Raw genomic sequence first — 15,587 nt, forward strand, 5'->3', positions numbered from 1 at the left:
ACGATGACGTGGAGGTGGTCTCGGTGTCGAAAGCGGCGATGGCGCTGATGGCGCCGAGTTCGGCGCGAGCCTGCGGGAGCGTTCTGTGAGATGACGGACTGTTGCTCGGCAGCCGGGCAGGTCGTCGGCTACTTGCTGGCGCCCGCGGCTTGGAGAAGGGTCTCGTACCAGCCGGCGTACGGGTGGTTCGTCGCGGGGAAGCTGGCCAGCGGGTTCGTGGCGGCGTCCGGGGCGTCGAAGTCCCAGGCGCGCACCAATCGGTTGTCCGCCCGCGCGGCGGTGATGAAGGCGTCGTTCTCCGGGTCGGCTCCCGCGGCGTAGTACAGTGCGTTCTGCTTGAGCTCGGCGGAGTCGCCCTTCTGGAACTCGACGAAGGCGACCTGTTGGTAGCGGATCAGGTCACCCTGGAACACGTCGGTGTCCACGCGCAGGGTCTCGGCCGGGGTAGCGCCGTCAGCGCCGGTCCACACGTGGACCTTGGAGGAATCGCTCTGCGAGGTGGCCTTGTCATAGAGAGCGTCGGACGTCTTTTCGTTGTTGTCCCAGGAGACACTCATGGCGGCGGCGTTGAGTTCGCCGTCCCAGTCCCAGTTCTGGCCGGGGTCGTTCTCGCTTGTGTGGATCTCACGCAGCCGGGTGCCCGCCGGGTCGACGAACTGGACCGTCGGATTGGTGCCGGTGTCATAGGGGCGGCTGAACGACCAGGTGATCTCGCCGGTTTCGGCGCTGACGCGCCCGACGCGGTAAATCAACACGTCGGACTCCGGGAATTCGTGGACCTCGACCAGGTCGCCGTTGTCGTTCAGCGCCACGGCGGGGTTGTCACCGGCGAAGTCGTACCTGCCGTGCCGGAGCCAGGTCACACGGCCGTTGACGTAGGTGCCGGACCAGTACCACAGCGTATTCGAGCTCTCGGACCTGTGGACCTCGACAACCTGGCCGCGCCCGTTGATCGCGATGGCGGGGTCTCGGCCGAGGTCGCGCTTGTACCGCGCGCGGGTGCCGGAGTTGCCGGAGATCAGCGGGATCACCCGGCCGCGCAGCTCGTTCACCGTCGGCGGGTCGGCCTCGTCGAAATCCTCGGACCGGAAGAGGTTAGAGCCGAAGACGGAGGTGAGCATGTCGTTGAGGAACGCCGGATTCATCGAGGAATAGGAGGTGTTGTCGCCGTCGGTGATGTCGGACTTGAAGTCGAGAGCCAGGGTGATGGGCGCCGCATCCGGATGCTGGTCGGACCAGGCATCGACGATCCGGAGCCAGTCGTAGAGCCTGTTCGACACGGGGTTTCCGTTGTGGTCCACGTCTTGGCCGGCGAAGAAGTGGCCCAGGTAGTAGCCGCGCCGAGTGAAGCGCCAGTTGTCGTGAACGTCGTACTCGATGAAACGGACACCCGCGTCGAGCTGCTCCACGATCGAGCCTCTCTCCTTGTCGCCGTTGTCGCCCGAGTAGCTGTTGTGGGTGGCGCGGAAAATCGCCTGAGGTAACGGAACGTCCGCGACCGTGGTCAGTGCGGTGGCGCCGACGGGTGCCGCTCCCGCGCTCAGGGGTAGTGCAGTGGCAGCGGCCAGAACAAGAGCAGTTGCGAATCTTCTCGTGCGGGTCATGGACGCGATTCCTCCGTGATTCGGTCGGATGTGACGACGGGCCGCAGAACCGGTGACCGGTGCGACTTGCACGCCCGCGAACCTTTTCGGCACAGGTCGGAAGAGAAGTGGCACAAGGGATCCGGGGATGAACCTGGCCGGTTCATTCGTCGAGCATGCGGGCGGGCAGGTTAGTGGCGCTTTCACAGCGCTTTAGCGGCAGCTCAGACCCATGAGGTCGCCGCCGCTACGACATGGGCGACATGTGAGACCGCGACCTGGTGGTGGAGTCGCGCACCAGGCCGCACGCAACAGCGTCCACCCGCGCGCTGCGGCGCCGGCGGCCGCGCCTGTCCGCCCGAGGACAGCGGCGGCCCCGAGGGTTACGCCGAGCACCTGCGCCATCGCGAGAGCTGGACGTACCGGGTGGCCGAATGCGACCGCGCCGAGGCCAACGCTGGCCTGACCGCCCTGGCCCAGGTCAGCCGTACGCAACCTGCCCACTCCGAACATCACCCGGCCCACGCAGAGAGATGCGCTCACGGAGGAAATGTCAGGTGGACGGCGGCGGTACCCCAACAGCACCCGCGAGCTGCAGGAGCACCGGCCCGGCAAGTCCAGGGCCGCCGTCCGCGCTGAACTCGAGAAACGTCGGCGCCCCTCAGCGTGGCAACGACGCCGGGACCTTCGGGTTACCGGCGTGCAGAACCCGAGTCACTCCTCGTGACGGCGCATGTCGGGAAACACGGCCGCCAGGGTCGGACTGTCGGGCCGGTACAGGTCCAGCGGGTCGGCACGTATCGCCGCGTCGAGCGCGTGGGCGTCATCACCGACCAGGATGCGCCACGTCCCGGCACGTACGCCATCCAGAATGACCGTCGCGGCGTCGGCGGCCGACAGCGGCGCGCTGTCGCGAAACCACTCCCCCATGCCCTTGACCGCAGCCCGAACCTCCTCATCGCTCAACCGGTCGGCGGGAACGCCCGCGACGGCGGCGGCCAGCACACGGAAGTCCGCGAGCTCCTCAGCGGTCATGTCATCAGGCTCGGGGCGGCCGTGGATCCGCCGTGAGTTGATCACGATCTCCGTGCCGACGTGCCCCGGCATCACCAGCGCGACCCGCACGTGCGGCGCGTTGATCCGCAGATCCGTCAGCATCGCCTCGGAAAAACCCTTCACCGCGAACTTCGCGGCACTGTACGCACTCATCGGCACACCGGGGCCGGCCGCCCAGAACCCGTTGACACTGCTGGTGTTGACCAGGCACCCCTCATCACTGGCGATCAGAAGCGGCATGAACGCACGCGTGCAGTTGTACACCCCGCCCCAGCAGACGCCGAACGTACGCTCCCACTCAGCCCGCGAGCCGGTGACGAAGCTGCTGCCACCGCCGATGCCGGCGTTGTTGAACAGCAGGTTGATATGACCGGTCCGGTGCCGCTCGGCCACCTCGTCGCGGAACCTCGTCACCTGAGCCTCGTCCGAGACGTCGCAGAGGTGGGTGGTGACCCGCACATCGCCGCCGCCGGGTGCGGCCTTGGCGGCTCGCTCGGCCGTGACGGCCAGCCCGGCCTCGTCGACGTCGCACGCGGCGACCGAACAGCCGTCAGCGGCCAGCTGAACGACCAGTTCGCGTCCCATCCCGGCGCCGCCTCCGGTGACGACGGCCATCTTTCCCGTGAACGATCTCATCGCTCGACCCCTCCGTCGCTGACCACCCTCGCACGTACCGGGACGGCCATCAACGCCTGGTCCATGGGCAGTGGAGACAAGTCGCGTGGATGACGCAGGAGGTCATCCGGCAGGTGCTCGCCTACTGCGGCGCTCGAATGCTACGAAGCCTTCTCCCTTGATGAGGGGTGGTTGTTGGGCGCGTTTTGGTTTTCAAAAAGTCGACGCCTTTACAATGTAGATTTCTAGATGGCCGTCGTACGATCACCCGACCAGGACCCTGCACAGCGTGGCGCGGTCGTGGTAGCAGCAGCATTCAACCGAGTACCGGCGGCGGGCAGCCATCGATGGCGATCTACGCCCTGGCCCTCGAGTGTCGGTCGGGCGGGACCAGGTATGGATGGCGTCGAGGCCACCCGCCGGATCACCCGGATCTCACCGCAGATCAAGGTCCTCAGCCTGACCAGTACGCTTTCGTCGGGCTCAGGGTCGGCGCGTCCGGTTCCTGCTCAGGAGCGTCCTACCGGCCGAACCGCTCTGTGCCATCAGGACCGTCACGTCGGGCGACGCGGGAGTCTCGCCAGCGGCGACCACCGGCTGAGGCCACGGTGCAACGCATCTGGGGCGGATGCTGCTGGAGCTGCGCGACCGGGTACAAGGGGCGGTGATCTTCGCCTACCCGCAGGTTCAGGACCAGGCGCCTGCCAGGACGCGGGCGATGGTGGTGCTCAGGACGCGCACGCCACGTACCGAGCCGGGGTTGACCATGGTCAGGTCGCGTACCCGCTGCAGCCGGTAGTCCAGCGTTCTGGGGTGGATGTGGAGGGCCGCGGCGGCGGCGAGGCGGTTCATGTCGGCGCGGTAGTAGGCGTCCAGCGTCGGGATGAGGTCAGGGCCGCCGGCGAGACGGCGGGCGATCTCGCGCAGCCAGCGGTCGACCTCGGGCAGGTGCGCGGCGCCGAGTTCGGCGAAGACGTCTGCGACTCCGGACAGGGTTCGCGGCGTGGCTTCCACGGGCGCGACGTGGGCCACGCGCCGTGCCAGGTCGGCGGTCTCGGCCAGGGTGCCGGACGGTCCGGCGGCGGTGCCCACCGCGCAGGGGCGGCCCACCCGTTCCACGATTTCGCTGACCAGGCTCATGAGCCGGTCGCCTGCTGACGCCATCGGCGACAACGACAGGGGTGACAGTGACGCGGTGCCGTCGTGCGGGACGAGGGCGAGCAGTTCGTCGGCCTGCTGCCAGCACAGCGGCACCTGGTGGGTCTTGAACACGTTGGCCACGAGGTCGTCGCGCGTGATGTCGCTCATGGCGTCCGCGCGGCGGAGCAGTTGGCCGGGCACCCGGACGATGACCACCAGGTAGTGCTCGTACGCCTCGATACCCAGGCTGTGCGCGAGACCGGGAGCGCTCGTGTCGGCGGCGAGCAGCAGCCGGGTGAGCATGCAAACGCGAGTCGCCACCGTCAGGCGCAGCCGCTGCTCGTCCATGAACGCGGAGAAGTAGGCGTCGCTGCCGCGCGCCCCCTGGGCGCCGATCCAGTTCAGCAGGTGCAGCAGGTCCTGTACTTCATGGCCTTCGACCGCGTCGTAGATCTCCCGCAGCATCAGGTTGGCGTGCAGCGTCAGCACCCGTTGCGCGGTGTCGGGCGAGAAGCCGTGCCGCGCCCGCTGACGGCCGATCTCGGCGATGAAGGACAGGTCTTCCGCCGGCAGCGGCCGGTCTTCGCCGACGAGCTCGATCGTGCGCCGGCGGAACCAGACGGCGTAGTCGAGCGTGTCCGCATAGCCCTTCGGACCTGCGGCCTCCTTACGGTATTCCGGCAACTCGTGCATATAGATACTGACTTCGGCTTTCGCGTTCTCTTCGGATCGTTTCATCAATAATCGAAAAAGATCGCTCACGCTGATCGATCCCCCATTTTGGGTGGGTGTCATTTCGCGCGGCGCGCCGGCCGAATACTCTCACGTTTACTGCCGAGCGCGTTCTCGTGTCAGATCATGCCATGAGCGGCCGGCATCGTCTGCGGATCGGCCTGAATCTCTGGGCTCGGCCTGTCGCACTCCGTTCTTGCCACAGTTCCACTGCTCCGGTCAAGTAGATTCTTCGCCGAATGCGAGACGATCTTGGCGGCGTTGCGAACAATGGCAATCCGGCCGTTCCCCCGACCACTTGATTCCACACACGTCACGATGACAGCGCCTCCGGCTCTGGGCGAAGCTCATGTGCGCCGACGACCTCGGCGTACACAAAGCGGCCGGCGGGACGAACTCGCCGGCACGACATCATGGGGAAATCGATGCACGCGACCATCAAAAGAGGGATCGCCGCGGTAATCGCACTGGCCGGCGCGGCGGCCATCACCGTTGGCTCGGCGGGGCCGGGGACCGCGGCGAACTCCGTCACCACCGCCACCACCGCCGCCACGACACCGTCATTACGCGCCTTCGGGATCACCGACGACGGCAGGCTGATGGCCACGTTCCTGACCAACCAGCCTGAACAACTCGACTGGGTCAGGCGGATCAGCGGCCTGGTCGAAGACCGTTACGTGATCGGGATCGACTTCCGGGTCCAGGACGGCAAGTTCTACGCCGTCGGCAACTACGGCGGCATCTACACGATCACGCTGCCCACCGACGACGTCCCGGACGTCGTCGTCACCAAGGTCTCCCAGCTCAGCCTCCCGCTGAAGGGCACCAAATTCGGCGTCGACTTCAACCCGGCCGCCGACCGGCTGCGGGTGATCAGCAGCACCGGCCAGAACCTGCGACACGACCTCGCCACCGGCCAGACGATCGCGGACCAGAGTTTGAGCGCCGCTCCGGGCGGCCCGGCGATCACCGGCGTCACCGCCGCCGGATACACCAACAACGATCTCAACGACGACACCGTGACCACCCTGTTCGACCTCAACACCAGGGCCGACCAGATCGTGGTCCAGTCCCCGGCCAACCTCGGCCTGCTGGCCCCGACCGGCGCGCTCGGCACTGACGCCGACCTCAACGCCGGCCTGGACGTCTACAGCGACCTCAGCGGCGGCAAGACCGTCTCCAACACGGCGTTCGCCACCCTGGTCAACGCCTACACCGGCGACGCCTTCCTCTACACCGTCGACGTGCTCACCGGCGCCGCCACTCCCAGCGCCCAGCCGTTCCCGCTGACGATCACCGACATCGCCGTCGCTCTCGACACGAACTGACGCTCCGTCCGACTCGTACCGCTCAGCCCGTGCCCGGCGGCCCTGCCGGGCGCGGGCTGAGCGTGCTCCCGGGGCGGCGCGTGCACCGACCGATCCGTCGAACCCGGTCGCGAACTCGCCGACCGCCTGCTCGTCCGACCGCCGGACCGACCGTTGGACGCCTCGCCCCCGACCAACGGCGGGAATCCAGGGTCCTGCGCCCCTACGGCGGCGCCGTGACTGGCCGTCTCATGGAAGTGAAGGGAGGCTCGAAGATGCGAATCGTGATGAACGTCATGACCACCCGGGTGGTCTCGGCCCGGCCGGTCACGGAGATCGCACGGGTGCTGGTCACGAACGGATCAGCGCGCCGTCCCGGTGGTCGACGGGGACGAGCGGTCGTCAGGGGTGGCTGGCGTACGAGTGCGACCTGATGCGCGAGGACGAGCTGCGCTGCGGCGAGGAACTCCGACTGTCGCGGCGCGATCAGCGGCTCCGTCCCATCGAGGTCCGCGACCAGGACGGCGCCGCGAAGGCGGTCGGCCCCGTCGCCGCAGACGTGATGAGCACTCCCCCGGTCACGATCCCCATGCACACCACAGGCCGGCTGCGGGGCATCGTCAAGGCTTCCCCGCGCGACGACGAGAAGATCCGGCGCCGGCTCGGTCGAAGGTCCCGAGCCGGCCGAAGGAAGGCGACGGTGAGCAGTATGAAGACGCGACCGGTGACGGCCTACTGGCTGCTCGGCATGCCGGTCGACGAAGATCGTCTCCAGCCCGCCCGTCATGCCGTGCTGGGGTGCGCCCGCGCCGAAGGGCTGACCGGCGAGCGGCTCAGCGACCTGATCACCGCGGTCAAGGAAGGGCTCACCAACGCACTTGAACACGGCGGCGGACAGACTTGGCTCAGCCTGTGGCGCGAGGACGACCGGCTGGTGTGCGAAGTCCAGGACGAAGGGCCGGGAATGGCCCCGATGGACCTCGATGGCAAGCCGCTGCCCGCGCCGACGGCGCTCGGCGGGCGCGGGATCTGGCTGATGCGTCATCTGGCCGACGAGGTGGAGTTCGTCACGGACGGCGCGGGCACCGTCGCCCGCCTGTCCATGCGTCTCCCCTGAACGTGACGGGTTTCCAGCCCGCCCGCCGTCACCGTTCCGCTCCCGCCCCCCCCTATGGACGGTGCTCCGCGCCGCGCGACATCACGCCCCCGGCGGGTACCAGCCGGCTCATCGCGCTCGCCCACGCAAGCGCCGCCACTTCCGCACACCCCCGACGACTGTCCCCGCCAGCCAGCTACGCCTCGCGGGCAAGGGCCCCCTACCGTACGAGGCCTGGCAGGACTCCTGCCCAGGCCAACGGGCCCGGCTGAGAGGGCTCTCCTTTGGCTTCAACCGTTCGCGGACGTGAGGCTTGCGTGGCGGCGCTCAGCGGGCACGGGTGCACTTGTCGAGGAGGACCGGAACTACAGCCCGGTCAGCTTGAGCCTGACGTGGTAGGAGTAGAAGGTCTCGTTGGTCCCGTCGATGAAGGTCTCCTCGATGGCCACCTGCCCCCTGGCCAGCCCGAAGCACGTGACGCCGTTCGCGATCGCCACGCCCAGGCTGTCGCCCGTGCCGGCGGCCGGGGGCGTGACCTCGCGCAGGTCGAAGCCCACGCTGCCGATGGTTCCGACGACCGTGGTCGGGAATTCGAAGTCGGCGGGGTCTCCGTCGCCGCCGGTCACCATCGGGAAGTAGTTGTCGTTGAACCTGGGGAACAGGTTCCCGCCGACCAGGAAGCGGAGTTCATCCCGCCCGTCCCGTTCGGCGGCGTTGAGTGAGTCGATGTCGTAAAGCTCGACGCGGCACGACGCGGCCTGGGCGGCAGCCGGGCTCGCGGTCACAGCCGGCGACACCACCAGGCCCACGGCCAGGGCCATTCCGGCGATCAGCTTGTGAGATTGCATGCTGCTCTCTTCCGAGTAGAGGGCGCGTGGGACTTCCCCGATCTGCGGGGAACACGGTTCCCTGTCCTCGCAGAGTCGCCCCTCCACATCGCACAAGCAGCGCACAATTACCGGTTGCCCCGGTGCCCTTCGGCGTTGCGCGTCATGGTCGATCGGCCGGGCAGGCTGGTCCGGATCTGTGCGCTGCCCTGGCTCGAGTTCGTGCCCGGCGACGTGCGCCTCGGCGCCGTCGGTGGCGGTGGCTCGCCTGTCCGAGCATCTGGTGCGGGCCTGAAGCCGTACGGCAAGCCCCCAGCGAGGCCCAAGCGCCGAGGGGCTCGTCCGCCCGACCGAAAGCGGGTAGCGTGCAGGGTGAAAGCGCTTTGACTGCGTGTTTCGCCGATCCGGCCGCAACGGCACCGCTTGATGCCGATGCCTTTGCGGCTGACCGACCGCTCAACGAGGTGAGCGCCGGTCATCTGCCTGAGGGATACTCCCCGCGATGGTGGTCCGATCTCCGGACATGTCGCCGCAGCGACAATCCATCGCCCAGAAGGGAACCCCCTGCCCGGGGGTGTGCGATCTCATGGCCGACCACGATGCGCCACTTCCTATCCCGAACGAACCCGCGACAGAACCACAGACAGAACCACGGACAGAACTCCAGGACGTCGCCTCGCTGCTGCTTGCGCTCAACCGGGAGATAGCCCGCCTGACCGCTCCGCAGACCGATGCCGGCACCGACCGCGGACGGGCCGCCGCGCAGCGTGCCCAGCAGGCCAGAGACCGCGCCGCCGAGATCGCCGAACGCCTGGCACGGGACCAGCACCGGCTGCGCGAGGACGACCCCGGCCGCATGGACATGGTGAGTCCGCTGCGGTTGACCAGCGAGAACCTGCCCGGCGGCCTTCTGGTACGCGTGGCCGGCGAGGTCGACCTGACCAACGCCGCCCGGCTGGAGGCCTACCTCGACCAGGCACGCCGCCGGCAGGGCGAACCGCTCGTGCTCGACCTGAGCGGCCTGACCTTCCTCGACCACCGCGGGCTGAACGTCCTGCTGCGCGCGCACGTCCACGCCGAGCGGCACGGCGGTGGGCTGCACCTGGCCGCCCTGCGGGCCATGCCCGCCCGCCTGCTGGAAGTCGCCGGCGCCTGGCGGCACCTGCGCTGGTACCCCAGTGTGGAGGACGCCCTGACCGCGCTCACGTCCTGATCGGTCTCGGATGCGTCTTCGGGCTCGCCCGCGGCGACCCCCGACCACGTGGCAGCCCAGCGCACGGCCGCGTCTGGATCCAGGTCAAGTGGACGGCAGCGAGACGAACGCCCTGCCTGGCATGCCGGCCACCTGCTGATCGCCCATGACACCGTCGCGAGCAGGAAACCCACCGTCATGAGCCCAGCGCCCGTCTGGACCCGGCGGCCGTCTAGCGGACTCGCTGGGCGAGCCAGTCGTGGAAGGTGAGCAGGCCGGGGAAGCGCTCCCGCAGCCCGGCGAGATCGGCCTGGTAGCCGCTTTCGGCGAACCACTCGAACAGCCGCTCCTCGACCGGCAGGGGAACCAGCCGGGTGGGCACCCCGGTGACCTTCTCATAGGTCGCGGCCACCTCGGTGAAGGTCAGCTCGTCGGCGGCGATCTCGAGTTCGGCGCCCAGGTAGTCGTCGCGGTGGTCGATGACCTCGGCGGCGATGCGGCCGATGTCGTCGGTGGCGATGAACTGCATCGGCCGGTCGGGCAGCACCGGGAGCTCCATCACCCGTTCGCCTCGGGCGTCGGCGTAGTGCAGCAGGTTGTCCATGAAGAACACCGGCCGCAGGATGGTCGCGGGCAGTCCGAGGGCACGGATGTAGGGACTCGATCGCGGCCTTGCTCTCGAAATGGTCGATCCCGGTGCGCCGCTCGGCGCCGCCGACCGAGCTGTAGACCAGGTGCCCGACCCCGGCGTCCAGGACGGCGTCGGCGACGTGAACGCCCTGCCGTACCTCGGCCTTGAGGGTGTCCGGCTCGTAGGCCAGGGCTTGCATGCTGAACACGGCGTCCACTCCGCGCATGGCCTTGACCAGGGAAGCGGGATCTTCGAGGTCGCCGGTCATGAGCTCGGCACCGGCCAGGCGGTGCGCCTTGGGGTTTCGTGTGTCTCGGATCAGGGCGCGGACCTGCCAGCCGCGGGCCAGCAGGTGCCGCGCGGTGGCGCCGCCCTGTTGGCCGGTGGCGCCGATGACCAGCGCGGTCCTCATGACGTCACCACCGGGGTGGTCTGCGCCAGCGCGATCCGCCAGGTGCCGTCGTCCTTGACCAGCACGAACGTCAGGGCTCCCGTGCGGCCGTCGTTGACGTGCTTGATCAGGTTGGCCAGTGCCACGTCCGGCCGCAGGAACGTGATGTCGAGCAGCTCGTTCCTGGTCAGCACGTCCTTCAGCGGGGTCCGCACCGCCTTGGCCATCACCTCCTGAACTTGTTCGCGGCCGCGCAGCCGGATCCCGGTGAAGTTGACCAGGGACACCTCCTCGGTCAGCAGCGCGGTGAAGCCGGCCACGTCGTTCTGCAGCTCTTCGGCGTCGCGGACGACCTGCTCGATCGCCTCGATCTCAGGGTTCATGTCACACCTCTCGATATTCGCGGAGCGATTCGCTCCGCATGGAGACTATGCCGGAGCGAATCGCTCCGCAACTGGTAAGGTCTGTGGCGATGACCACACGAAAAGACCGCGACGTACGGAAAGACCGCGACGCGCCAGGAGACCGCGACGTCCCAGGAGACCGCGCCACGCGAAAGGACCTCGCGGAGCGCAACGACCGCGCGCTGCTCCAGGCCGCCCGCGACGTGCTCGCCGAGGACGGCGCGCACGCGTCCGTGGCCGCCATCGCGGCCCGGGCCGGCGTCGGCATCGGGAGCCTCTACCGTCGCTACCGGACGAAGGAGGAGCTGTTCCAGCGGCTCAGCGTGATCTCGCTCGACCACTGGAACGCCGCGGCCGAGCGCGGCCTGGCCGATCCCGACCCGTGGGCCGGCCTGGCCGGATTCGTCCGCGCCTGCGTGGAGTTCGGACAGGGGACACTGGCGCCCATCGCCGGGACGGTCGAGGTGACCGCAGAGATGAGCGCGAAGTCCAGCCGCGGCGACAAGCTGCTCGACGAACTCGTCCGGCGGGCACATGGGGCCGGCGTGCTGCGCGGCGACGTGACCGCGGTCGACATCGCGCTGCTCGTCGAGCAGTTCGGCCGCTCCCCGGCGGTCGATCAGGTGCGCAAGCAGGGCAGGGACGACCTGTTGCCGGCCGCGAACCAGGCCCGCGTGCGGCTGGTCGCGATCGCGCTCGACGGGTTGCGCCCGGGCAACGAGCCGCTGCCCGGCTCCCCGCCCGGCGCCGAGATCTTCACCGGGCGCTGGGCGACCTAGGAGCGGCCGCGTACGGTCTCCGCAGGCGCCCGGAACAGACCGTGGAGAAGGCACCGGTCTCGGTCCAGCCCGGAGGCGTCGGCCAGGTCGGCGGTGAGCTGCTCGGGGTCGTGGAAGATCTTCACGATGTTGTAGCTGCTGCGGTCGTCGAGTCGCGCACCGTGGCCGCGACGTCCTCGGGTGCGGCCTCGGCGGGGCCTTCGTCGATGAGGACCGCTTTGCCACGCGGTGCGCCGACTCGACGACGGACATCGCGGGTCGGCTTCAGCCCACGTCCTATCGGTGATCACATGAACATGTCACAGGACACGGCGGACTGACAGAGACGCGAGTGCCCCGCTCGAAGCCCTCTACCGGCTAAGGTCACCGCCGCCAGTGCCCGTCCCGGCAGGTGTAGGTGCGGCCGTTCGATCCGACCCCGACCGCGCCAGGGTCGCCACAGAACGCGCCAGGGCGAATCGTTCTGACCGGCTCCGGCTCCGGCCGTGCGGTTGGCGTGCGCTTTGGTCGGCGCTTGCCCTTGTCCGGGTCGAGGTCGTCGATGTCGTTCGCCGCCCGCACTCCGTCGCCGTCGGCGTCGTTGTCCAGGGTGTCTTCGATGCCGTCTTCGTCGAGGTCTTCGGCGGGCTCGGCCGTGGCGCTCGGCACGGATGCGGACACGGCAGGCGTGGGGGTCATCGGCCCGGGCGCGGGCTCATCGCCGGCGAACAGCGCGTTGCAGCCGGCGACGATCAGCAGCACGATCACGACCAGACAGCCGCAGCCGGTGGCCTGTTCACGTTTCGTGGCCTTCTTACCGGCGGTCGGGCTCACGATCGTCTCCTTCCGCGTGCACGTTCAGCTGATTGGACGCGGCATCGGGTGAGCGAGTTTGCCGGGAGTCACAGGTAGCGCGGAGCGCGGGGTCGTACGGCGCGGAATCCCTCCCCGACGGCCGGTCGCGCTGGGAGGTTCGACCTTGCATGGGCGGGCGATCGCATGAATCACATTTCGTGGGCCTGACCAGCCGCTAAAGCGCTGTGAAAGCGTCACTAACCCGCCCGCCGACATGCTCGGGGAAGCAGGCCGGAAGCCCATCGCGTCCGGAGCGGTCGAACGCCCTTCCTTTCACGAAATGAAGGCCGGAGAGGCAGAAGGGAACCGAAAGGGAGAACTCATGTCCATCGTTGGGTGGAAGACGGCCCTCACGGCCGCCCCGGCTCCTCATGAAACTTTTCGCGAAAGACAGATATCCAGGCGTGCGGGCCGCGTCGCGAATTGACGTCGAGGCACAGGGACGGTGGCCGTGCGCGGCCACCGATCCAGCCTCTGCTCGGCATGCGCATCTGTGGACCCGTACGCCTCCAGTGACTCCCTGAACAGCCCGTGGCCGGCGTGCTTCTGTAAGGCCCCTCACGCGGGGCGGCCGAGGTACGGGCCGGGAGCCTCCGTCAAGCCTGTCGACGTACGTCTGAACCCAGCCCGTCGAGAGCACACATCACCCTGCCCACGTCTCTCCTCGTCATGGCGCCGCTCTGGACCCGCCACCTCCGGTGGCCGGCGGTGCCGGGCGAGCCCGATTGCCATGGATCCTCCCGCACGGCCCCGAACCGGCGGCCGTGATCAACGATTGGAGTGGAGAGTGATCATGAATTCCCTGGCCCGCCGCGCCTTAACCGCGGCTATGGCCCTCGCGACAGCGGTGGCCTTATCGGTGGTCCCCGGCAGCGTGGCCGCCGCCACGCCACCCGACCCGGCCGACCCGGCCAACCCGCTGGTGGAACCCGGGCTGGCGAACAAGGTGGCGGCCGGCGGCACCGTCCGGGTGAACGTGGTGACCGAGGACCGCGCCGACCTCCCCGCCGCGATGGCCGCCACCGGCGAGGTGCTTCAGAGGTACGTCAACTTTCCCGTGGTCACCCTGCGCGCCGACCGGGCCGCGCTGGACAGCTTGAGGCGCCAGCCGGGCGTAGTCAGCATTTCCGAGGACAAAGCCGTCCCTCCGACGCTCGACGAGAGCACCGCGCTCATCGGCGCGGATCGTACCCGTGTCGCCGGACACACCGGCGAGGGCACCGCGGTCGCCATCCTGGACACGGGGGTGGACGTCCTGCACCCCTTCCTGTTCCCCCGGGTCGTCGCCCAGGCGTGCTTCTCCACCAACGACGAGGATGAGCAGGTCACCAGCCTGTGCCCGAACGGCAGCGAACGGCAGACCGGGCCAGGCACCGCAGACGTCCAGAACCCGGAGGCCCCCTGCGCCCGCGACGACCTTCGCGGTGAATGCGAGCACGGTACCCACGTGGCCGGAATCGCCGCAGGCAACGGCGGCGTGGCCCCGAGGGCGGAGATCATCGCGGTCCAGGTCTTCAGCAGGCACAACTCCAGCGACGACTGCGGGGACGCGGGTCCGCCGTGCGTCCTCAGCTTCGCGAGCGACCAGTTGGCCGGGCTGGACTGGATCTACGGCTTGACCACGAAGGACGGGAAGTCGATAGCGGCGGCGAATCTCAGCCTGGGCAGCGGGAGGCATATCGGGGACTGCGACGGGGATTCCCTCAAGGAAGCCATCGACCGCCTACGCGAGGCCGGAGTGGCCACCGTCATCTCGGCCGGCAACGACGGTCACCTCGACGCCGTCGGTAGCCCCGCCTGTATCTCCACGGCCATCACCGTGGGCAGCACCACCGACGCGGACGACATCTCCAACTTCAGCAACCGCGGCTCACTCCTGGACGTCTTCGCCCCCGGTGACGACATCACCTCCTCGGTCCCCGGCGTCCCGCGCGGGACCAACAAGCAGGAGTCCTTTGACGGAACTTCCATGGCCGCCCCGCACGTCGCCGGCGCCTTCGCCGTGCTGCGCCAGGTCTTCGGGCGGGCCCCCTCCGTCGGGTCTCTCGAAGGGAAGATCGAGAACGCCGGTCGGCCCATCTCCTACCAAAGCGACGGAAAAACCGTCACCACGCCGCGGCTGCAGCTCGACACCGCCGTCGGTATGAAGACACCGGCGAAAACTCTGGCCGACTTCGACCTCGACGGCAAGGCCGACGTCCTGGCCCGCGACGCGGCCGGCGACCTCTATCTGTATCCCGGCAACGGAGCCTCTGGCTTCAAGCCCCGCTATCGCGTGGGTACCGGTTTCGGCGGCATGAACGCCCTGATCTCCGCCGACTTCACCTTGGACGGCAGAGCGGACCTGCTCACCCGCAAGACGTCCACGGGAGAGCTCCGGCTGTACGCCCACAGCGGCAACCCCGCGACCCCCTTCACCGGTCACGGAACCGTCGTCGGCACCGGCTTCGGTCCCATGACCGCTCTTGTCCCAGGTGACTTCAACCTCGACGGCAGAATAGACCTGCTCACCCGCACGGCCGCGGGACAACTCCGGCTGTACGACCACACCGGCAACCCCGCGACCCCCTTCACCGGTGACGGGACCGGCGTGGGCACCGGCTTCGACACCATGAACGCCCTCGTCGCGGGCGACTTCACCATGGACGGCAAACCCGATCTGCTCACCCGCAGAACCAGCAACGGAGAGCTCCTGCTGTTCACCCACTCCGGTAATCCCACCCTCCCCCTGCGACGCGCGGGAACCCGCGTCGGCACCGGCGCCAGCCTGAACGCCCTGCTCGCGCGGGACTTCAACAACGACGGCAGAACGGACCTGGTCACCCGCAGGACGAGCACGGGAGAGCTGCTGCTGTTCGCCAACACCGGCAGGCGCGCCGACCCCTTCATCGGTCACGGAACGGTGATCGGCACCGGCTGGGACGACATGTTCCTCGGCTGAGCCCAGCCGGGTGACCGCGCCGGGCCAGGTCAGGCCGTTCGCGGTCGCCGGTGAAGCCG

The 15,587-nt window shown here is 68.7% G+C and carries 14 protein-coding genes and 1 pseudogene; 5 read left to right on the plus strand and 10 right to left on the minus strand.

Annotated elements, in window-relative coordinates; all coding sequences use genetic code 11:
• Positions 1-128: 128 nt before the first annotated feature.
• From HII36_RS17800 to HII36_RS55725, 4 genes are all read right to left on the minus strand, one after another.
• Entirely contained in the window at positions 129-1,676 is a 1,548-nt protein-coding gene (locus tag HII36_RS17800) for a PI-PLC domain-containing protein (RefSeq protein WP_328807759.1), read from the minus strand.
• Positions 1,677-2,297: 621 nt separating this feature from the next.
• A complete protein-coding gene (locus HII36_RS17805) occupies positions 2,298-3,275 on the minus strand; it encodes an SDR family NAD(P)-dependent oxidoreductase (protein ID WP_173524322.1) in 978 nt (325 codons plus the stop codon).
• Between the two features lie 666 nt (positions 3,276-3,941).
• Complete coding sequence (locus tag HII36_RS17810) at positions 3,942-5,087, minus strand: helix-turn-helix domain-containing protein (RefSeq protein WP_217369646.1); 1,146 nt, start codon at positions 5,085-5,087, stop codon at positions 3,942-3,944.
• Between the two features lie 352 nt (positions 5,088-5,439).
• On the minus strand, positions 5,440-5,733 hold the full coding sequence (locus HII36_RS55725; RefSeq protein ID WP_217369647.1) for a hypothetical protein: 294 nt from the start codon (positions 5,731-5,733) through the stop codon (positions 5,440-5,442).
• Between HII36_RS55725 and HII36_RS17815 the strand changes: the two genes are divergently transcribed.
• Positions 5,726-6,454, plus strand: a complete 729-nt coding sequence (locus HII36_RS17815; RefSeq protein ID WP_217369648.1) for a DUF4394 domain-containing protein — start codon at positions 5,726-5,728, stop codon at positions 6,452-6,454. The genes HII36_RS55725 and HII36_RS17815 overlap by 8 nt on opposite strands.
• Positions 6,455-6,866: 412 nt before the next feature.
• Positions 6,867-7,550, plus strand: a complete 684-nt coding sequence (locus HII36_RS17820; protein ID WP_173524325.1) for an ATP-binding protein — start codon at positions 6,867-6,869, stop codon at positions 7,548-7,550.
• Positions 7,551-7,894: 344 nt separating this feature from the next.
• Here HII36_RS17820 and HII36_RS17825 read toward each other — a convergent pair whose 3' ends face one another.
• The gene (locus HII36_RS17825) at positions 7,895-8,377 is read right to left on the minus strand and encodes a hypothetical protein (RefSeq protein ID WP_173524326.1); all 483 of its coding nucleotides are present in this window, start codon (positions 8,375-8,377) and stop codon (positions 7,895-7,897) included.
• A gap of 565 nt (positions 8,378-8,942) precedes the next feature.
• Between HII36_RS17825 and HII36_RS17830 the strand changes: the two genes are divergently transcribed.
• Positions 8,943-9,569 carry an STAS domain-containing protein gene (locus HII36_RS17830; protein ID WP_173524327.1) on the plus strand — a complete coding sequence of 209 codons (627 nt, stop codon included), beginning with the start codon at positions 8,943-8,945 and terminating at the stop codon, positions 9,567-9,569.
• A 211-nt stretch (positions 9,570-9,780) separates the two neighbouring features.
• Here the strand turns inward: HII36_RS17830 and HII36_RS57895 are convergent, their stop codons facing one another.
• From HII36_RS57895 to HII36_RS17840, 3 genes and pseudogenes are all read right to left on the minus strand, one after another.
• A complete protein-coding gene (locus HII36_RS57895; RefSeq protein WP_268959548.1) occupies positions 9,781-10,152 on the minus strand; it encodes an NmrA family NAD(P)-binding protein in 372 nt (123 codons plus the stop codon).
• A gap of 112 nt (positions 10,153-10,264) precedes the next feature.
• Positions 10,265-10,591, minus strand: a pseudogene (locus HII36_RS57900) (NmrA family NAD(P)-binding protein); the annotation flags it as partial.
• Positions 10,588-10,953, minus strand: coding sequence for an SgcJ/EcaC family oxidoreductase (locus HII36_RS17840; protein ID WP_173524328.1), 366 nt, complete (start codon positions 10,951-10,953; stop codon positions 10,588-10,590). The gene HII36_RS17840 and the pseudogene HII36_RS57900, both read right to left, overlap by 4 nt.
• Before the next feature lie 89 nt (positions 10,954-11,042).
• Between HII36_RS17840 and HII36_RS17845 the strand changes: the two genes are divergently transcribed.
• Entirely contained in the window at positions 11,043-11,753 is a 711-nt protein-coding gene (locus tag HII36_RS17845) for a TetR/AcrR family transcriptional regulator (protein ID WP_173524329.1), read from the plus strand.
• Here HII36_RS17845 and HII36_RS57905 read toward each other — a convergent pair.
• Both HII36_RS57905 and HII36_RS17850 read right to left on the minus strand, forming a co-directional pair.
• A complete protein-coding gene (locus HII36_RS57905; protein WP_268959549.1) occupies positions 11,750-11,878 on the minus strand; it encodes a hypothetical protein in 129 nt (42 codons plus the stop codon). The two genes, HII36_RS17845 and HII36_RS57905, sit on opposite strands and share 4 nt — an antisense overlap.
• A 238-nt stretch (positions 11,879-12,116) precedes the next feature.
• Positions 12,117-12,566, minus strand: coding sequence for a hypothetical protein (locus HII36_RS17850; RefSeq protein WP_173524330.1), 450 nt, complete (start codon positions 12,564-12,566; stop codon positions 12,117-12,119).
• Between the two features lie 850 nt (positions 12,567-13,416).
• Between HII36_RS17850 and HII36_RS17855 the strand changes: the two genes are divergently transcribed.
• Complete coding sequence (locus HII36_RS17855; protein ID WP_173524331.1) at positions 13,417-15,528, plus strand: S8 family serine peptidase; 2,112 nt, start codon at positions 13,417-13,419, stop codon at positions 15,526-15,528.
• Positions 15,529-15,587 lie beyond the last annotated feature (59 nt).

This window comes from Nonomuraea antri, from assembly GCF_013283785.1.
Classification (GTDB): domain Bacteria; phylum Actinomycetota; class Actinomycetes; order Streptosporangiales; family Streptosporangiaceae; genus Nonomuraea; species Nonomuraea antri.

Coding starts and splice junctions, on each gene's coding strand:
- HII36_RS17805 (WP_173524322.1), bottom strand. CDS start 3,275: ATGAGATCGTTCACGGGAAAGATGGCCGTCGTCACCGGAGGCGGCGCC.
- HII36_RS17810 (WP_217369646.1), bottom strand. CDS start 5,087: ATGCACGAGTTGCCGGAATACCGTAAGGAGGCCGCAGGTCCGAAGGGC.
- HII36_RS17815 (WP_217369648.1), top strand. CDS start 5,726: ATGGCCACGTTCCTGACCAACCAGCCTGAACAACTCGACTGGGTCAGG.
- HII36_RS17820 (WP_173524325.1), top strand. CDS start 6,867: ATGCGCGAGGACGAGCTGCGCTGCGGCGAGGAACTCCGACTGTCGCGG.
- HII36_RS17825 (WP_173524326.1), bottom strand. CDS start 8,377: ATGCAATCTCACAAGCTGATCGCCGGAATGGCCCTGGCCGTGGGCCTG.
- HII36_RS17830 (WP_173524327.1), top strand. CDS start 8,943: ATGGCCGACCACGATGCGCCACTTCCTATCCCGAACGAACCCGCGACA.
- HII36_RS57895 (WP_268959548.1), bottom strand. CDS start 10,152: ATGGACAACCTGCTGCACTACGCCGACGCCCGAGGCGAACGGGTGATG.
- HII36_RS17840 (WP_173524328.1), bottom strand. CDS start 10,953: ATGAACCCTGAGATCGAGGCGATCGAGCAGGTCGTCCGCGACGCCGAA.
- HII36_RS17845 (WP_173524329.1), top strand. CDS start 11,043: ATGACCACACGAAAAGACCGCGACGTACGGAAAGACCGCGACGCGCCA.
- HII36_RS17855 (WP_173524331.1), top strand. CDS start 13,417: ATGGCCCTCGCGACAGCGGTGGCCTTATCGGTGGTCCCCGGCAGCGTG.